A 17500-nucleotide genomic window follows, 5' to 3' on the forward strand; every position below is an offset into this window, starting at 1 on the left:
TTCACGTTAAGATTAGACAAGCCACCCATACCCAACCGATTCAAACTGCCATTGGCGAACTCCAGTCTCCGGTGGTTCTGGTAGGGGAATCGGGGCTGGGCAAATCCATGTTTCTGCGGAATTTAGTCAAAACCTCGGGGCGGCTGGCGGTGTACTTGCCAGCCAGCCAATGTGCCGGTGGTGTGGTGGAAGCGATTCAAGCTAAATTGCCCATCGCTGCTGAGGACCCTAGGTTCCTACAAAGCCTGATTAACTACAATACCCTAGATATCTGCATTGACGGACTCAATGAAGTCAGCCCAGACACCAGGGCTACTATTAATACCTTTGTGGAGCATCACGTCCAGGGGCATATTATCCTGACCACCCAACCCTTGGAATGGACACCCCCAGCTACGGCCAAAACCTACGTGCTGCAACCCCTGAAGCGCCAGCAAATTGCCGAGTTCCTCACCTCTCGCCAAGGGATTTTGCCGGACGATGCCCCGGTATCCGGTGTGGCCTACGAGCAAGCCTGTGACGACTATCTGGCCAGCCAACTCCACCAAACCCAATCGAAACAGGAGTTAGCGGCAGTACGTCGGTTTCTGTCCAATCCCATGGATTTGACCTTGGTGGCGCAACTGTTGGCCCAGGGCAAAGACCCGGATTTGCTGAACTTGCAACAGCAGCAGTATGAGATCATGGCAGAGGACTATCAACAGATTCACCTTTGTGCCTTTCCCCTGGCTAAATTTGCTGAAACGGTTTACCAAATGCGCCTCCATGATCAAATTACCATCCCAGAAGAGGGCTGCTTGGATGAGTTGCACTGCATGGAACGCTATAAAATGGTATTGACTCGTCAGCAGAAGCATGGGTTTGGTCGTACCTATCGAGAATGGAAGTTTCGGCACGATAAAATCCAGGAATACTTTATCGTCCAGACCTTCCTGAAAACCGAGAATCGAGAACGTCAGCACGAGCATTTGACTGACCCCCGATTTCGCGGTGTGTACCTGCTGCTGGCCACCCTGTTGGAGGTTAACCAAGCTCTGGTCTTACGAGAAACCCTGATTCAATCTGCTGCCGAAACCAAAGACCATGCCGTCAGTGACCAGTTCATCCAGCGGTTTAATTCTCGTCAAGAGCTAACCCAAACCACCAACAACTATGGCGTGCTTGCCCTTTCCCAGAAGCATAACCAAGAGCTGATCAAAATTATTAAACTAGTAGCAAGCCGACCTATCAATGTTGAAAACAACGCCATGAGTGAATCAACCTCAGACTCCAATCACTCCAAACATCAGTTTCAATACGATCAACGTCAGTCTCAAAATAGCTTTAGTAACGCTTTCGATAGGGCTAAAAGTGAGTTTAATCAAGAAATTGGTACTCAAACTCAACACAATTTTGCCCCCGAGAAAAACCAAACCCTAAGTGAAGCCGCTGCTGAAATTCAACAATTATTAAAACAGTTAGAGCAAAGTAATCCCAACTCCACTGATTTAGAAAAGACAGCGTTTGTGAATATCGCGATTCCAGCAAGTACTAAACAACGGTTGCTTAGTGCCTTAGAAAGTGGTGGAAAAGAAGCCCTTAGAGAATTATTAGATAATCCCTATGTGAATGTGGGCATGGCAATTGTGGAAGGATGGCAGAATCCGTAGTAGGGAGTAGGGAGTAGGGAGTAGGGAGTAGGCAAGAGGCAAGAGGCAAGAGGCAAGAGGCAAGAGTCCCCATCTTCCACACTCCCGACTCCCGATTCCCGATTCCCGATTCCCGATTCCCCAATCCCGATTAAACTCAGAACATAACCTCTACTACCAAGTCGTCATAGTCTAAGTCACCACCACCAAAGGTATCCTCGAAGCTAAACCGATTGTCCCCTAGTAGGCGGACGTGATCAAATTGATCAGGGTTAGCGCTCAAGAAACTAAAGTAAGCATTGAGACCGGAACCCTGCTGATTGGTTGGATTCTGAGTCAAGAACTCTTCAACAGTGCCATTAGCAATTAGGAACGGAGCTAACAATACCCCACCGGATAGCCCACTGGCTAAATCGACCTGGTTGGACACTGCAAGCTCTGCATAACCGGCATCACCGGGGTTGAGATTGCCAATTTTACCACTGGCATCATCAACCTGATAAAAGCCAAAGCTATTCTCAAACACTGCTTGACTACTAACCACAAATTCAGGTATTACTGTTCCCGTCACATCGGTTAAATCCAGTAGCTCCACTTGCCCTTGAATCTGGGGACTCCCTATCCCTACAGTAGGAGTCAAAGCCGAAGCGTCTTGAACCGTTACCACTAAATCATCAAAGTCTTGGTCATCAGCATCTTCAAAGTTTAATGTCAAGAGACCGTCACTATTAGTCTCAGTTTGGATATGGTCTAAACCATCACTATTGAAAGCAGCATCACCGAAGAATACAGAAGCATTGTCTCCTGCTAGCACTGCCTCTCTGGTGCTATTTTGTACTAGGTAAAATCCTAATTGATCCCCTACATCAAAATTATTAATCAGGCGAGTAGTTTGACCACTATCTTCAGGATTCAACAGTACAGAGAAAATAGTCTGAGCATTAGATAGAGCAGCTTCCACATAGCCTTCTTGACCAGGACCAATACCATTCACTGTACCTTGGTCATCATCCGTGACAAACACCCCAATTTCATTGACATTAGTAGCGTTTCCACTAATAAAGGTGAATAGGAGTTGAGCGTTACCAGTGCTGTCACCGCCGATAGTAAAGGTATAGTTGGAATTCTGAATCAGAGTGGAAGGCACAAAGGTAGGGATGGAGTTGACAGTAATATCAACAGTCGCTGTATCAAGGCCATCTGTGCCATCATATACCTGATAGATAAAGCTATCATTCCCACTGAAACCTGGATTAGGAGTATACGTAATAAGGTCATCATTGATATTATCCAAGGTACCGTTATTGTTAACCACAGCAGTACCATTAGAGGGAGCACTAACCACCACTAGACTTAGCAAATCCCCTTCAGGATCAGTATCATTTTCTAATACATCAATAGTGACCGGTACCTCTTCATCCGTTATCACAGTATCGTCTACGGCTTCTGGTGGATCATTTACAGGAGTGACATTCAGGGTAAGGGTTGCTGTATCGGTACCACCGTTGCGATCGCTAATTAGATAAGTAAACTGGTCGGATCCGTTGTAATTGAGATTCGGCGTGTAAGTGATCACATCATCTGTTGGATCACTGGGCGTATCGTTATCAATCACAAATGCTGTGCCGTGGCTAGGATTACTGATAATTGCGAGAGTCAGCGGATCCCCATCCCGATCAGAATCGTTATCTAGTACATCAATGGTGACTGTGGTATCTTCAGTAGTAGTAGCCGTGTCGTCTATTGCTTCTGGTATTTCATTGACAGAAGTAACCTCAAGGTTAACTACAGCTGTGCCAGGAAACGTGACACCATCATTTAACCGATAAGCAAAACTATCCGAGCCATTGTAGCCAGGATTAGGAGTGTAAGTAATAAAGTCATCGCTTACATCATCAGGAGTCCCATTATCATTCACCACTGCTGTGCCATCTCTGGGCTCGCTGACAATAGTCAAACTACTGTCTTGCTCAGGATCGGAATCATTTTCTAGTACATTAATGTTAACTGCGGTATCTTCAGTGGTAGTCACTGTATCATCTACAGCAAATGGTGAATCATTCACTGCACTAACCGTTACGTTAACAATTCCTGTGCTAGGACGGTTGACACCATCATCTAATCGATAGGCAAAACTATCCGGTCCATTGTAGTCAGGATCGGAGATGTAAGTAATAAAGTCATCGCTGAGATTATCAGGAGTACCATTGTCATTCACCACAGCAGTGCCATGGTTGGGAGGCTTAACAACGGTTAGTATGCTATCGCCATCGGGGTCAGTGTCGTTATTAATTACATCGATATTAACTGGTATGTCTTCATCCGTAGTGACCGTATTGTCTAAAGCTATCGGTGGATCATTGACTGGATTAATCGTCAGGTTAACCGTTGCAGTGCTAATACCACCATTCCCATCATCGACCTGATAGGTTAAGCTATCAGATCCATTAGCATTGAGATTGGGAGTGTAAGTAATAAAATCATCGGTCGGATTAAAGCGAGTGCCATTGTCATTAACTACTGCAATCCCATTGCTTGGCTCACTAACAATGCTTAGAGTCAGGAGATCTCCTTCAGCATCAGAATCATTTGCCAGTACATTAAAGGTAACTGGTGTATCTTCGTTAGTGATGACGCTATCATCTACAGCTTCCGGTGCATCATTGATTGGATTAATGGTGAGATTAACCGTTGCAGTAGCAGGAGGGTTAACCCCATCATTTAATTGATAAGTAAAACTATCTGTTCCATTGTAGTTGAGATTTGGACTGTAGGTAATAAAATCATCAGTCAGATCACCAGGAGTGTTATTATCATTAACTACAGCACTACCATTACTGGGATTATTAACAACACTCAGACTACTATCTCCTTCAATATCCGAGTCATTGTTTAGTACATTAATGTTAACTGCTGTATCTTCATTAGTGATAGCACTATCATTTTGGACTTCCGGTGGATCATTAACAGGATTAATGGTGAGATTAACTGTAGCTGTGTCAATACCACCATTCCCATCATTTACTTGATAGATTAAACTATCATTACCGTTAGTGTTGGCATTAGGAGTATACGTGATAAAGTCATCACTGGGATTACCTGGAGTGCCATTGTTATTAACTACAGCATTACCATTACTGGAATTACCGACAATTGTTAGAGTCAGGGAATCTCCGTCAATATCAATGTCATTACCTAAAACATTAATATTAACTGCTGTATCTTCATCAGTCGTAGCCGTATCATCTCCAGCTTCCGGTGCATCATTAACTGGATTAATAGTGAGATTAACCGTAGCTGTGTCAATACCACCATTCCCATCATTTACTTGATAAGTGAAACTGTCATTACCATTAGTGTTAGGATTGGGAGTATAGCTAATAAAGTCATCACTCGGATTGCTGGGAGTGCCATTATTATTAACTACTATACTACCATTACTGGGATTACTGACAATCGCGAGAGTCAGGGAATCTCCCTCAATATCCGAGTCATTATCTAAAACATTAATATTAACTGTTGTATCTTCATCAGTCGTAGCGGTATCATCTCCAGCTTCCGGTGCATCATTAACTGGATTAATAGTGAGATTAACCGTAGCTGTGTCAATACCACCATTCCCATCATTCACTTGATAGGTGAAACTGTCATTACCGTTAGTATTGGGATTGGGAGTATACCTAATAAAGTCATCAGTGCGATCGCTAGGCGTGCCATTATCATTAACTACAGCATTACCATTACTAGCATTACTGACAATCGCCAAAGATAGGGAATCTCCGTCAATATCAATGTCATTACCTAAAACATTAATACTAACTGGGATATCTTCATCAGTGGTAGCCGTATCATCTCCGGCTTCCGGTGCATCATTAACTGGATTAATGGTTAGGTTAACCGTTGCAGTATCAGGAGGGTTAACTCCATCATTTAATTGATAGGTAAAACTATCGCTTCCATTGTAATTATTATCAGGACTGTAGGTAATAAAATCATCAGTCAGATCACCAGGAGTGTTATTATTATTAACTACAGCACTGCCATTACTGGGATTACTAACAACAGTTAGACTACTATCTCCTTCGATATCCGAGTCATTGTTTAGTACATTAATATTAACTGCTGTATCTTCATTACTTATGGCACTATCATCTCCGGCTTCTGGTGGATCATTTACTGGAGTAATAGTGAGATTAACCGTAGCTGTGTCAATACCACCATTCCCATCATCCACTTGATAGGTGAAACTGTCATTACCGTTAGTATTCGGATTGGGAGTATAAGTAATAAAGTCATCAGTGCGATCGCTAGGCGTGCCATTGTCATTAACTACGGCATTACCATTATTAGGATTACCAACAATTGTTAGAGTCAGGGAATCTCCGTCACTATCAATGTCATTATCTAAAACATTAATATTAACTGCTGTATCTTCATTACTTATAGCTGTATCATCTTGAGCTTGTGGTGCATCATTAGCAGAAGTAACGGTAACGTTAACCGTAGCGGTGTCAGGAGGATTAACCCCATCGTTTAACTGATAAGTAAAACTGTCTGCTCCATTGTAGTTGGGATTGGGAGTGTAAGTAATAACGTCATCGGTTCGATCATCAGGAGTATCATTGTCATCTACTACAGCACTGCCATTACTGGGATCACTAATAACGGTTAGAGTGCTGTCTCCCTCAGTATCGGTGTCATTATCTAATACGTTAATGTTAACTGTTGTATCTTCAGTGGTAGTAGCGGTATCATCTACAGCTACCGGGAATTCGTTGGTCAGGTTAAAGTCAATATAATCAAATCTGATGAATTCTTCACCATTAGCGGTACCGTTAACTTCAATCAAGTCCCCATTGCGGATAAAGGTGCTAGGGCTAATTTGCAAAGCGACGAAACTGGAGGTTTCCGGGATACCACTAGCAGTAGGGGCAGGATTATTAAGAGTGATGGTAGGAAAAACGGTACTGCCAATGGTGACATCGATTGTGCCTTCTCCATCTATTTCGTCAAAGGTGCCAATGATTACTTCATAGGTACCAGTGGGTTGATTAAAGCTTGTGCTAGCAGTACCAGGGGGGAAAGCAGTATTATTAACCGCATCAAATAGAGTGATTACTGCGCCCCCAGAGGCATCAGGATTACTAGTAGTTACAAAATTAGTTATAACAGAAAAATTTTCTGCTTCAATTCTCGTCATAGTATTGTAGTCTCCAACCTTTATCTGTGTCTAAAGCTATGGGAATTTTATTTTGAAATTTTATTTGGGAATTTTATTTGGGCAGCGAGTAATACGCTAGCAAGTCGATATCCACTCAATCCCCATGATCCCGATACCCTTTCCGGATCCATGGGCAAGAGTAGAATACTATGCTAAACGTTTACAAAAACACCGATTATTACAGCTAATGAAAAATCTCAGAAATTTGCGGCTGTATTAGTTAGAGGGTTTTGAGTTTCCCTGTTTCAAAACCTATCTCAATGACGTAGATGCTCCACCAACATTATTTTGTTGAGATAGTCTGAGCACTATACTATAGTCTTTCACCAGGAGCTTTAGTTTTTGCTGCCAAACAATTCCTTTATTCATTGATGACATGAACTGGATAATATGTCACCATAAAATTTGGTAATTTTATCAAATCTTTATGCTATTGTTACGGATATTATAATTGCTCAATATTTTCTCTGATTAGAAAATTATTAATGCGGTCGCGTAGCGTGACCTACGGTCAATCGCAAAAGCCCGGAAGCTTTGTGGCCAAAGGCCAAGCTTGACTGGTGCTGGGGGTAGGGAATAGGGAAATAGTGGGAAGTATGGGGAGATGGGGAGATGAGGAGATGAGGAGATGAGGAGATGGGGAGATGGGGATTGAGATCAGCGACTGGCTGCCCAAAACGGCACTGCATTCTTTTGTCCGTTGAACTTGTAAACACTATTACACCCATTCCTAGAATTATATGGGTATAAACAATCCCCAAAATCTACTTGATATATACTTTATACAAGGATTCAATTTTGGTTCACAAAATACATATAGCTATCCAGAAAACAACTAATATGAAAATATTGAGTTTATCTTTCATTGAAAACTAATCCATTAAGTAATAACACTAGGTTTTATTATAAACATTACTTAGGCAATAAATCTACTTTAATGATTCTTTAATAACCCCTTATACTACGTGATTTGGATTGATAGCGCTCACATTTATCACGTTTTGAGTCCAGTTTTAGATAAGCCCTGAACAAATAAAAATTAATTTATAAATTTTTAACTTTCCTAAATCTTTAAAATTGATGGCTATATATAGCAAAGGGAACAGGGAATAGGGAATAGGGAATAGGGAACAGGGAACAGGGAACAGGGAATAGGGAATAGGTAAAAATTCTGTGTAGCTAATAGTTATGAAAAACCCTGTATCTCTACATATACAGCGGTTTGCAATTGCTGTTAGGTACTTTCGTTCTGGGTTTTTAGGGAGCAGGGAGCACCTCTGCATCGCTTTCTTATGCCCGACACCCCACACCCTACTCCCTACTCCCTACTTCCCACACCCCACACCCTACTCCCTACTCCCTACTCCCTACTCCCTGTTCCCTTTGCTATTTTAAACATAACTTTGCCAACTAGTATCAGTTAGTGGCTCAAGCCTTTCCAGGCGATCGAAGCCATTGGCATTCATCAGCCAGACACTATTTTGTCCATCATCGAGATTGCGCCATAAGATATCATCGAAACCATTATCATCGATGTCAAGGGTGCCATGGATTACCTGCTGACCACTACTGATTGGTGACTCGATTAACACTGATTCAATGTACTGAGTCCCTTCCATCCTCCAATAGTAAATAGTTTGCTCTTGAGTATTGCGCCAGATAATATCCCCATCACCATCTCCATCCAAGTCTCCTGCTGCCCTCATTTCCCAAATACTAGTGACTGGTTCCGATTGAATGAACACTTCCTGAGCCACAGTGGTGCCATTCATTAGCCAGACTTTATTTTCCCCAGTGGAGGTATTGCGCCAGAGAATATCGTCTTGTTGATCACTGTTAAAATCTTCAGTGCCACGAATTTCCCAGTCCAGGTCTGGAGTTGGGGTGATGGACACTGCATTCTGAAACACCGATCCTGCCATCAACCAGATGCCAGTTTCCCCAGTAGAGGTATTACGCCAGATAATATCCTGTTGTTGATCACTGTTAAAATCCCCTGCACCCTGCATCTGCCAGGGACTGTCGGCTGCTTCTGTTGGTGAAGGAATTGTCACGGCTTGAGCTAAGTCGAGACCATCCATCAACCAAGCACCATTAACTCCGGTCTCCTGATTACGCCAGAAAATAGTCACACTCTCGGTGATCGTGGATTGGTCATTGTCGGTAATGGTGAAAGTGGCACTGGCAGTCTGACTTAATTGATAGTTGGGACTATTCTCAAGGGTAATAATGACAGTTTCTTCCCCTTCTGCTATACCATCGGCGATTGGGGTAAGCTTGAGATCTACTGACTGCTGACCTTCTGGAATAGTAACGGTACCAGTTAGGATGGGCTTGTAATCTGAGGAGCTAGCGGTGCCACTGACCGTGTAAGTTACCTCTAGGCTTTCACTAATGTTTCCGGTGCGGGTGATGGTAATACCACCACTTTTTGGCACAGTTTCGGCTAATGTGCCATCAGTAGGAATAATGCTAAGTTCAGGCAAATTAATAAGTTGGTCAGCTAACGGTGCTGGTGTTATTTCAATAACGTCGATCCGCGCTAGTTCATCGGTTTGATTCCCCAAACTATCCGCCACAGCAGAGATTTCAATCTCATCCCCTGGAGCTAGTTTTACGTTTTCAAAGACGGGATTAGGATTGGATAAACCATCAAATATAGAACCACTCAACCCGATATAATTACTAGAGTTGGGTATGTCTATAGGTGGATTGCCCTGTTCTCCTGGGTTTTTATTGAAAATATATCTACTAATTGGGATATCGTTGACACGAAGTGTCAGGGTAGATCGGCCATCTGCTTCATCAAAATGGGCAATATTAAAATTATAGTTACCACCAGGACCGTCAGCTTCTGTCCAGGTTAAACGAAGGAATGCTGGTTCATTAGTATTGTTCGTGGAAATTTCGATAGCTTGGCCACCGGAAGCAATGTCACTATCAAAAACTATGTAATTCTCTAAACTCAGCCTAGTTGTGTCTTCTGCCTCAAATGTTGGCATAATTACTATTATCCTCTCCTTTTTAGGGAATCGGGAATCGGGAATCGGGAATCGAGAATCGAGAATCGGGAATCGGGAACAGTAGGAAAGAGATCAGAGTAGTTTTTGGTTTATGGAAAATCAGAAGTCAGAAGTCAGAAGTTAGAAGTCAGAAGTTAGAAGTCAGAAGTTAGAAGTTAGAAGTCAGAAGTCAGAAGTCAGCGATTACTTAAGTTTCGGAGTTAAGGAGCGATGCAGAGGTGCGACCCGTGGCGAATTTAATTCTTAATGCGGAAAACGCACCATTACCGACCTGCGGGGGTTTCTCCCACTCGCGCTTTGCATGGCTGACAATGTCCTAATTTGAATGGGTAGTGCGATAACAGCAGATCTGTAAAAAAAAATTCTCACAATTCCTACAGGGATTGCTAAATACCGATTGCTAGATTGGAAATGGAACTTTTTTTTATCGAAATATTGTTCAGGTTTACTTAAATAAATTAAATTGCTTCTTATTTGTCAATAGCTAAAACTAAAGTTTCATAGTATTTTCATGAATTGTTATTGATCAAATAAAATTACCATTACTATAGATGACATAATTATTATTGGATGTCACTATAGAATTCCTTACTTCATGAAATCTTTACAGTTTTTTTTTCTAGATTTATTATAGTCTTCACGTTTATATATCTCGTTTACATTTCTAGATATTGGATAGAATAGAAGGAAAACGGCTAAGGGGCAGACTTCAGTAAGGTAGGAATAAAATAGAGACTTTGCGGCAGTATTAAATCACGTTTGTGATCAATCCCAGGCTACGGGAATTGATAGAATCAGGTGATGTAAGCTATCAGCTAATGTGCTAGGCACACGCTATTTGAGGTGCTATCAGCTGATAGCTTACGTTGTTTAGTTTAGGTCTGATCAACAGACGTTTCTTGTGGCCTTCTTAAACGATAATGTGCTAGTTCTGAGTAATGGGCTGCTGGACACAGTTGAGCATGCGCAGAGTAGCAGCAGCGGCATAGTTCCGGCGTGCTTCAGAATTGGGGAAGAAAGCGTTACCTCTTTCGTTGAGGGGAGATGCCACTTGGCAGTAGCCAGACATTTCAGAAATTAAAGCAATAGCCCAGTGACCTTCGGTGTCGGAAAATTGTGTGACTGACCCATTAGAAACGAGTACCCCTGGCTGCCCTTGGAGGCTTTTGGCAAATTCAGCAGCTTTTTTTTGTACTGCCATCAATTCGGCACGAGTTACGGACTTATTTGGTCGAAAGGTGCCATCAGGATAGCCACTAACAATGTTGTTGTCCCTTGCCCATTGAATTTTGGCAGCACTCCAGCGCCCAGCCTCAACATCCTGATAGGGTCGTCCTGATGCTTGAGTGGGGACAGTAATATTAGCACCTGGCAGTTTACCTAAGCCTTCAATGACCATAGAAACGAGTTGTTCTCTGGTAAGAAACCCTTGGGGTCTGAAAGTATTGTCTTGAAATCCAGCAATAAATCCCATTGCTACGGCTTTTTCAATTTCTGAGGCATAGACATCATTACCAATATCCCGAAATTTAGAGGCTTGCCGTGGCGGAAGTGGGGGAAGGTCAGATGGATCACTACTTCCTGTGTTACCTAAGGGTGTATTAGTAGCAAGGTAGACGTGACCTAGCTCTTTGTTATTGAACATTCTCTTGGCAAATTCCCAATCGGGCTGCAGAAAAATTTTCATAAAGCCCTGGCTAATACCACCAGTTCTGCCGATGATTACTTCAGGAGCTTTACGATCAAGGCGGTGCTTACCCACTAGCAACAGTTCACCATTACGCTCAACAATGCTGAGGATGTAATCGAGTCCTAAGTCTTCACCCGCCATGCGCATGGAATAGCCATTGCTATCAGTACTGCGTCCGCAAATGCCAGTAAAGTCAAAGTTCAACAGCAGTGGGTCTACGATCACTGGGTTAGTACCACTCTCGCTCCAACAGGCTCGCTTGTTGGATTTTTGCTCTATGATCAGCAGTTGATGGGAATTTGCGCCAAAGGGTTGAGCGACAGCAATAAACTTGCCTTGTTCAACTTGTTTTTGCTCAAAGGTAGCAGCGGAGGTTTGGTTGCCAAGACTGATTGCTGAGAAGGCAGTGGCTAGGGCAACGGTGGCGAAGGTGGCTAGTTTTTGTGGTAATTTTTGTCCTAAAGAATTTTTCATACTACTTACCTGTGTGTTTCAGCATCTGTACTGAGCTTTTAAGATTTGTCAATTTTAAGACAACCGCTTCAAGCTATAATGATTAACTTTTAGATTAAATGTTTCTGGTTCTAATGGTTTAAGTTTTATCTTTGATTAATAAAATTTGATCAAAAGTAGCTAAGGACACTAATATCAGTGTGAAGCTGGCGAAACTATCACAAGGTTTTCGAGCCTGAGGGTTATCTCTAAGCATGATGGGATAAAGGCTGAAAATCCGTCGGAGGTCGCTAGGATGTTTTTTAATATTGCTGGTGTAGGGACTGGGTTAGGAATTATAACCCTATTGGTGTTTGGGCTGTTGCAATGGTTGCACATTAGTACTGGTCATTTCCTAGATTGGATAATTGGTGTGGCTAGCTTTTGGTGGCTGTTGGTGATTGTGACAGTTCCGTGGAATGTCCACTTGGAAGCTAGGGAAGTTTTAGCAGAGGGGTCGGTTTCTAGGGCAAATGAGATTGCGGTTGACCCGAAGCAATTAGACTATGTGGAAATGATAGCTAAGCGATCGCTAACTGTAGCAATCGCCCTTCACCTGTTATCTGCTGTGGGTTTGTATATCCTTGCTGCTACTGGGATTAGTGCTGTAGGCTACGTCAGTTCGGGAGCAGCTTTGCTTTTAACTGCTTTGCGTCCAGCGGTACGTTTTTACCAGTATTTAGCAGCTCGGTTAAGGATGATCCGGCAAGAGTTTACCTATCCTCGCCGAGATGTAATGGAACTACGGAATCGTTTTGAAGCTCTCGAAAGAAGTGTCAAAGGTCTACAAGAGCAACTAGACCCACAAGAACCTTACTCTTGGGTGGCAACCCATCAGCGTTACTGGGAAGAGACTCGCAAAGGCTTAGCCCAACTTGAAGCATCCATGGCACAACTGGAAGCTAATAACAATGCGGAACACCAGCGTTTAGCTCGGGATTCTGAAAATGCGATCGCACAATTAACTACAGATAGTGAATTCTTGGATCATGTCCGAGAAATTATCCGGTTTTTCAAGACAGCTTAGCAGTTAGAGCGCTGCGTGCAAGTCAGAAGTCAGAAGTCAGAAGTCAGAAGTAAACTAGGCTCACGTTTCGGAGTTTAGGTAGGAATGTCAAACATCTAAATGCGTAGTGCCCTTGCAGCGCTGAGTTATAGCGCTGCTTGAGGTTAAATCGGGAATTGGGATCAAAGCAAGTTAGATGATTCATATAAACGCCTGACAACGGCGATAATTCGCTTGCCGTAATCTAAGTCAGCTGACCAGCGCCCACTGAGCTGTTCAACTAACGGAGCAATCCCTCGGGTAACGAAGCGAAACCGGGGATCAACCAAGGGTTGGACTAGGGGTTCCTGACTGGCGTAGGCTTTCAAGTGTTGGATATGAGCACGGACTCCAATTCTAGCGCTAGAAAAAGTAGCTTCTTCCTCACTAGTCACTGCTCCCAAACCACCAAAATTATTTTGCTCAGGTCTAAGGCGATCGCTAAAGCGTAGGAAGTTAGTTTCTATACAAGCTTGGGCAAAGGCAATGTCATAGTTAACTCCCTCTACTGAGGCTTCTTCTCGATAGAGCCTCGCTAGGTCAGGAAACTCAGTCAGGGCGTTCTGATTATTGTTTTTAAGAAATATCTGTAACTGGACTTCGGAGGTGCTACCATGACCCATGATCCGGTCAATCAGACCTGGACAGACTTTCTGGGAAATTGAGCGCAAAATCACAGTGCGGGTAGGAGCATCCCAACCGACAAAGATGTTATAGTCTCTTAGTTCAATGGCCTTAACATAAACGACTCCCCGATATTGCACACGACGGACATTGTCAGCGGTGGTCAAATCCACTCCTAGGCGATCGGCTAGGTCAATGGGAATGTAAGAATTGCTATTGATTAGAACACCTCGATCATCGTAAGTCTGATTATTGATTTTAATATCAATGATCGGATAAACGGGATTTAATTGATCGGGTGGCTGTTCACCAGAAATCAAACTACTCCATTGGGCGAGTCCATCAGCTATGCCTATGGCCATGTCACGACGTCGATTCTGGAGCAGAGCACGGTCTTGGGGATTAGTCAGAAAGCCAACTTCCAGCAGTAGGGAGGGCAGGATAACATCACGGCAAAAGGCAAGACGCCCAACACCTGATTCCGTATCGGGTTTTGCTCCTCTATTGGGCAGTTCAGGAAGGCGTGTGATCAAAGAGCGCAGCATGAGTTCAGCATGCTTCTTGCGCTCAGTGTTATTGAAAATGTAAAAAGCAGAGGCACCTCGGATGTTAGGATTGGAAAAGGCATCAGCATGAATTTCTATCGCTACATCACCAAAACGAGCACGGTCATTAATCCATTGAATTGTCTGCCTTAAACTTAATTCATCAGGAACAGATAATACTTCATACCCACGCGATCGCAATTCTGGCACCACTATATCTCGCAGCCGAATCATTTCTTCGGCTTCTGTTGTCCCACCGGCAATCGCCCCTGGGTCACGACCACCGCTTTCTATGCCACCGTGACCTGCTGAAATAAATATACGTCCCATGTCTTGCTTTTTGCCCTCAGCCCTTAATTGAGCACTTGCTGTTTCCAGGATAAGGATTTACTTTCCCTATGGCTAGGGGAAGTTGGACTAGACCATTCATCCGACCCAAAAGCAAGACCAAGCAATAACCACAGCAGAATGGAGTAATAAATAATGAACAATGCATAATATCATTGCTTAGATTGAGCAATACCTGGGAAATAATAGCTTTGAGGAAACTAACTATCAATGGCTAACTATTAATGGCTAATCAAACCTTTGGACTAGACAAGCAGCTTAACGACTACTTAAAATCTGTTTCTGTAAGAGAGCCAGAAGTTTTGACCCAGCTGAGGCTCGAAACAGCACAGCATTCCATGGCTAGGATGCAAATAGCTCCTGAACAGGGGCAGTTTATGGCCTTACTAGTGCAGTTGATGGGAGCCAAGAAAACTCTAGAGGTGGGGGTATTTACAGGCTATAGCGCTTTAGCTGTAGCCTTAGCTTTGCCACCAGAGGGCAAGGTGGTTGCCTGTGATATCAGTGAGGAGTATACTGCGATCGCACGTCGCTATTGGCAACAAGCTGGAGTAGCTGACAAAATTGACCTGCAAATTGCCCCAGCACTGGACACTCTGGAGCAGTTGGTGGAAGAAGGACAGGCAGGTACGTTTGATTTTGCCTTTATTGATGCAGATAAACGGAACTACGAAAACTACTACGAGCAGGTACTGAAACTGGTACGTAATGGTGGACTAATTGCTGTGGATAATGTCCTCTGGTCGGGGCGAGTAGGAGATCCTGAGGTAGTCGATAATAGAACTGAGGCAATTCGAGCATTTAATCAAAAGCTCTATGAAGACCAACGGGTCAACCTTAGTTTGGTACCTATTGCTGATGGATTGACCCTAGCGCTAAAAAAGTAAGAAGCTATCAGCTAAAGGCCTTTGGCCACGCTACGCGAACAGCTATCAGCTATCAGCTATCAGGTATCAGCTATCAGCTATCAGCTATCAGCGATTAGCGCTACGCCCACGCTACTTGAGGTGCTAATGCGCTACAGATGGTGCTACAGATGGTGCTTTTGAATCAAACAGGTAAACATTGGTTTAATCTATGTTACTTCAGCTGACCACTGACCGCTGACCGCTGACCACTGACTGCTGACCGCTGACCACTGACCACTGACGTCTATGCTTCCTTGCTAAAATCATCAAAACAGTAAGGGCAACAAATACCTTTGATATATTTAGGGGAATTGAGATCAGCTTGGGAAATTGGATTTCCACAACCGTAGCACATATGGTGGGTTCCAGGTTCCAACTTGTGCTTGAGAGCAATCCGTTGATCGAAAACAAAGCACTCCCCCTGCCATAAACTTTCGTCTTCTGGGACTTGTTCTAAATACTTGAGAATGCCACCTTTGAGATGATAGACGTCTTTAAAACCCTGACTCAACATAAAGGATGAGGCTTTTTCACAGCGAATACCTCCTGTACAAAACAGGGCTACTTTTTTGTCTTTGGTGGAATCGAGGTGGTGGCGAACATAATCAGGGAATTGTCGGAATGAGTCAGTATGGGGATTTTGGGCACCTTTGAAGCTTCCGATATTTACTTCATAGGTATTGCGAGTATCAATCAGTACTACGTCTGGATCTGAAATTAGAGCATTCCAGTCCTGAGGGTTAACATAGGTACCTACCTGCTGATTGGGGTCAACCTCTGGCAAACCGATGGTAACAATTTCTTTCTTTAACCGGACTTTCAGGCGGTTGAATGGAGGAGAGTCGGTGTAGGATTCTTTATGCTGTAAGTCGGCCAGACGGGGATCGGAACGGAGAAAGGCTAGGACTGAATCAATGGCTTGACGGGAGCCTGCGATGGTACTGTTAATACCTTCTGCTGCGAGGAGAATGGTTCCTGTAATGCCTTGAGCTTGACAATGGGCTAGCAAGGAAGGCCGTTTATCGGCAAAGTCTGGCAATCTGACAAATTTGTAAAATGTTGCAACTACCTGGGTCATGATCCGGTTAAGGGGTGAAAAGAGTGCTGAGTTTTGAGTCCTGAGTCGGAAAGTGCCTCACTATTTACTATTCTGACGTATGGTAACACCCCGCACTAACCTGCTATGGTCAGATTACTGTTGCGATGTCTATGGGAAAATTTTTTGGCTATCTTGGTTGACTTTCCAGTTGGATGTTGTATAATGATAAAAGTGCGGTTGATGAACTAAGCTTAATTTAGCTTAAGTAGTCACTGCCTGGGGGTATAGCTCAGTTGGTAGAGCGCCTGCTTTGCAAGCAGGATGTCAGCGGTTCGAGTCCGCTTACCTCCACTAGTTAGATGTAATCGTAAATCGGTGACTAGGGTGTGGTCACTGAATCAAACGAATAGATCGCAGTAGAGTGGGCATCCTGCCCGCTCCAAAAAATCCTGCCCGCTCCAAAAAATCCTGCCCGCTCCAAAAAATCCTGCCCGCTCCAAAAAATCCTGCCCGCTCCAAAAAATCCCACCCGCTCCAAAAAATCCCCGAACAGGCAAGATGCCTATTCCACAGGTGCGACCCGTCAGGCTTCGCGAACGCTTTTTTGTGTCTAGTTTAAATGACTATAGCGTTTGTAGGAATCATGAGGTACACATTATTTTTGCCCTCTTCCCTCTTCTCTTTTCAATCTTCCCTGCTCCCTGCTCCCTGCTCCCTGCTCCCTGCTCCCTTTAAACCAGAAATTTGTACCTCACAAGTCCTAGAATTGCTATAATAACTAATGACTACTAACTCTTATGCCATTGATAAAATGATTTCTAAAAAATAGACGATATAGTTCGCAACTAGCTGTGGCTCGATTACCGCGAATTTTGATCAAACCCAAGCTTTCCAATTTATAGGCAGTGAGCGCTTCTAATTCTACACTTTCTTTGGC

At 43.5% G+C, this 17500-nt stretch carries 13 protein-coding genes and 1 tRNA gene (1 of these 14 cut by a window edge); 6 read left to right on the forward strand and 8 right to left on the reverse strand.

Going from position 1 to position 17500, the window contains the following annotated elements; translation table 11 throughout:
• Window positions 1–1649: hypothetical protein (locus F6K52_RS02295; RefSeq protein ID WP_364415678.1), on the forward strand; the 1649-nt coding region annotated here is incomplete at its 5' end.
• Here the strand turns inward: F6K52_RS02295 and F6K52_RS02300 are convergent.
• The 3 genes from F6K52_RS02300 to F6K52_RS02310 form a co-directional block, all read right to left on the reverse strand.
• Window positions 1601–1729: a hypothetical protein gene (locus F6K52_RS02300; RefSeq protein ID WP_293073470.1), complete on the reverse strand. Its 129-nt coding sequence runs from the start codon at window positions 1727–1729 to the stop codon at window positions 1601–1603. The two genes, F6K52_RS02295 and F6K52_RS02300, sit on opposite strands and share 49 nt — an antisense overlap.
• Before the next feature lie 56 nt (window positions 1730–1785).
• Window positions 1786–6828: an Ig-like domain-containing protein gene (locus tag F6K52_RS02305; RefSeq protein WP_293073473.1), complete on the reverse strand. Its 5043-nt coding sequence runs from the start codon at window positions 6826–6828 to the stop codon at window positions 1786–1788.
• 1034 nt (window positions 6829–7862) lie between these two features.
• The gene (locus F6K52_RS02310; protein WP_293073476.1) at window positions 7863–8132 is read right to left on the reverse strand and encodes a hypothetical protein; all 270 of its coding nucleotides are present in this window, start codon (window positions 8130–8132) and stop codon (window positions 7863–7865) included.
• A 9-nt stretch (window positions 8133–8141) separates the two neighbouring features.
• Here F6K52_RS02310 and F6K52_RS02315 point away from each other — a divergent pair, with 9 nt between their 5' ends.
• Window positions 8142–8273 carry a hypothetical protein gene (locus F6K52_RS02315; protein ID WP_293073479.1) on the forward strand — a complete coding sequence of 44 codons (132 nt, stop codon included), beginning with the start codon at window positions 8142–8144 and terminating at the stop codon, window positions 8271–8273.
• Here the strand turns inward: F6K52_RS02315 and F6K52_RS02320 are convergent.
• Complete coding sequence (locus F6K52_RS02320) at window positions 8241–9851, reverse strand: FG-GAP-like repeat-containing protein (protein ID WP_293073482.1); 1611 nt, start codon at window positions 9849–9851, stop codon at window positions 8241–8243. The two genes, F6K52_RS02315 and F6K52_RS02320, sit on opposite strands and share 33 nt — an antisense overlap.
• A 946-nt stretch (window positions 9852–10797) precedes the next feature.
• Window positions 10798–12036 (reverse strand): DUF3747 domain-containing protein, encoded by a 1239-nt coding sequence (locus tag F6K52_RS02325; RefSeq protein WP_293073485.1) that lies wholly within the window; start codon window positions 12034–12036, stop codon window positions 10798–10800.
• Between the two features lie 274 nt (window positions 12037–12310).
• On the opposite strand from F6K52_RS02325, the gene F6K52_RS02330 reads away from it, so the two are divergent.
• Window positions 12311–13081, forward strand: a complete 771-nt coding sequence (locus tag F6K52_RS02330) for a hypothetical protein (RefSeq protein ID WP_293073487.1) — start codon at window positions 12311–12313, stop codon at window positions 13079–13081.
• Between the two features lie 161 nt (window positions 13082–13242).
• On the opposite strand, the gene F6K52_RS02335 is transcribed toward F6K52_RS02330, so the two are convergent.
• Window positions 13243–14598 (reverse strand): N-acetylmuramoyl-L-alanine amidase, encoded by a 1356-nt coding sequence (locus F6K52_RS02335; RefSeq protein WP_293073491.1) that lies wholly within the window; start codon window positions 14596–14598, stop codon window positions 13243–13245.
• Window positions 14599–14840: 242 nt separating this feature from the next.
• Here F6K52_RS02335 and F6K52_RS02340 point away from each other — a divergent pair, with 242 nt between their 5' ends.
• Window positions 14841–15503 (forward strand): class I SAM-dependent methyltransferase, encoded by a 663-nt coding sequence (locus tag F6K52_RS02340; RefSeq protein ID WP_293073494.1) that lies wholly within the window; start codon window positions 14841–14843, stop codon window positions 15501–15503.
• 265 nt (window positions 15504–15768) lie between these two features.
• On the opposite strand, the gene F6K52_RS02345 is transcribed toward F6K52_RS02340, so the two are convergent.
• On the reverse strand, window positions 15769–16602 hold the full coding sequence (locus tag F6K52_RS02345) for a rhodanese-related sulfurtransferase (protein ID WP_293073497.1): 834 nt from the start codon (window positions 16600–16602) through the stop codon (window positions 15769–15771).
• A 239-nt stretch (window positions 16603–16841) separates the two neighbouring features.
• On the opposite strand from F6K52_RS02345, the gene F6K52_RS02350 reads away from it, so the two are divergent.
• Window positions 16842–16914: transfer RNA gene (locus tag F6K52_RS02350), tRNA-Ala, on the forward strand.
• A 292-nt stretch (window positions 16915–17206) separates the two neighbouring features.
• Window positions 17207–17338, forward strand: a complete 132-nt coding sequence (locus F6K52_RS02355; protein ID WP_293073500.1) for a hypothetical protein — start codon at window positions 17207–17209, stop codon at window positions 17336–17338.
• A 3-nt stretch (window positions 17339–17341) separates the two neighbouring features.
• On the opposite strand, the gene F6K52_RS02360 is transcribed toward F6K52_RS02355, so the two are convergent.
• Window positions 17342–17500, reverse strand: partial view of an AAA-like domain-containing protein gene (locus F6K52_RS02360; protein WP_293073503.1) — the final stretch only. It continues 1044 nt past the right edge of the window; 159 of the gene's 1203 nt are visible here — the last part of the coding sequence; its start codon lies off the right edge, out of view; its stop codon occupies window positions 17342–17344.

It is taken from the genome of Moorena sp. SIO3H5 (assembly GCF_010692395.1).
GTDB lineage: Bacteria > Cyanobacteriota > Cyanobacteriia > Cyanobacteriales > Coleofasciculaceae > Moorena.

Bases quoted from the DNA above. Each gene is read 5' to 3' on its own strand.
- F6K52_RS02340 (WP_293073494.1), top strand. From the start codon at position 14,841: ATGGCTAATCAAACCTTTGGACTAGACAAGCAGCTTAACGACTACTTA.
- F6K52_RS02335 (WP_293073491.1), bottom strand. From the start codon at position 14,598: ATGGGACGTATATTTATTTCAGCAGGTCACGGTGGCATAGAAAGCGGT.
- F6K52_RS02330 (WP_293073487.1), top strand. From the start codon at position 12,311: ATGTTTTTTAATATTGCTGGTGTAGGGACTGGGTTAGGAATTATAACC.
- F6K52_RS02305 (WP_293073473.1), bottom strand. From the start codon at position 6,828: ATGACGAGAATTGAAGCAGAAAATTTTTCTGTTATAACTAATTTTGTA.
- F6K52_RS02320 (WP_293073482.1), bottom strand. From the start codon at position 9,851: ATGCCAACATTTGAGGCAGAAGACACAACTAGGCTGAGTTTAGAGAAT.
- F6K52_RS02325 (WP_293073485.1), bottom strand. From the start codon at position 12,036: ATGAAAAATTCTTTAGGACAAAAATTACCACAAAAACTAGCCACCTTC.
- F6K52_RS02310 (WP_293073476.1), bottom strand. From the start codon at position 8,132: ATGCAGAGGTGCTCCCTGCTCCCTAAAAACCCAGAACGAAAGTACCTA.
- F6K52_RS02345 (WP_293073497.1), bottom strand. From the start codon at position 16,602: ATGACCCAGGTAGTTGCAACATTTTACAAATTTGTCAGATTGCCAGAC.
- F6K52_RS02315 (WP_293073479.1), top strand. From the start codon at position 8,142: ATGCCCGACACCCCACACCCTACTCCCTACTCCCTACTTCCCACACCC.
- F6K52_RS02355 (WP_293073500.1), top strand. From the start codon at position 17,207: ATGAGGTACACATTATTTTTGCCCTCTTCCCTCTTCTCTTTTCAATCT.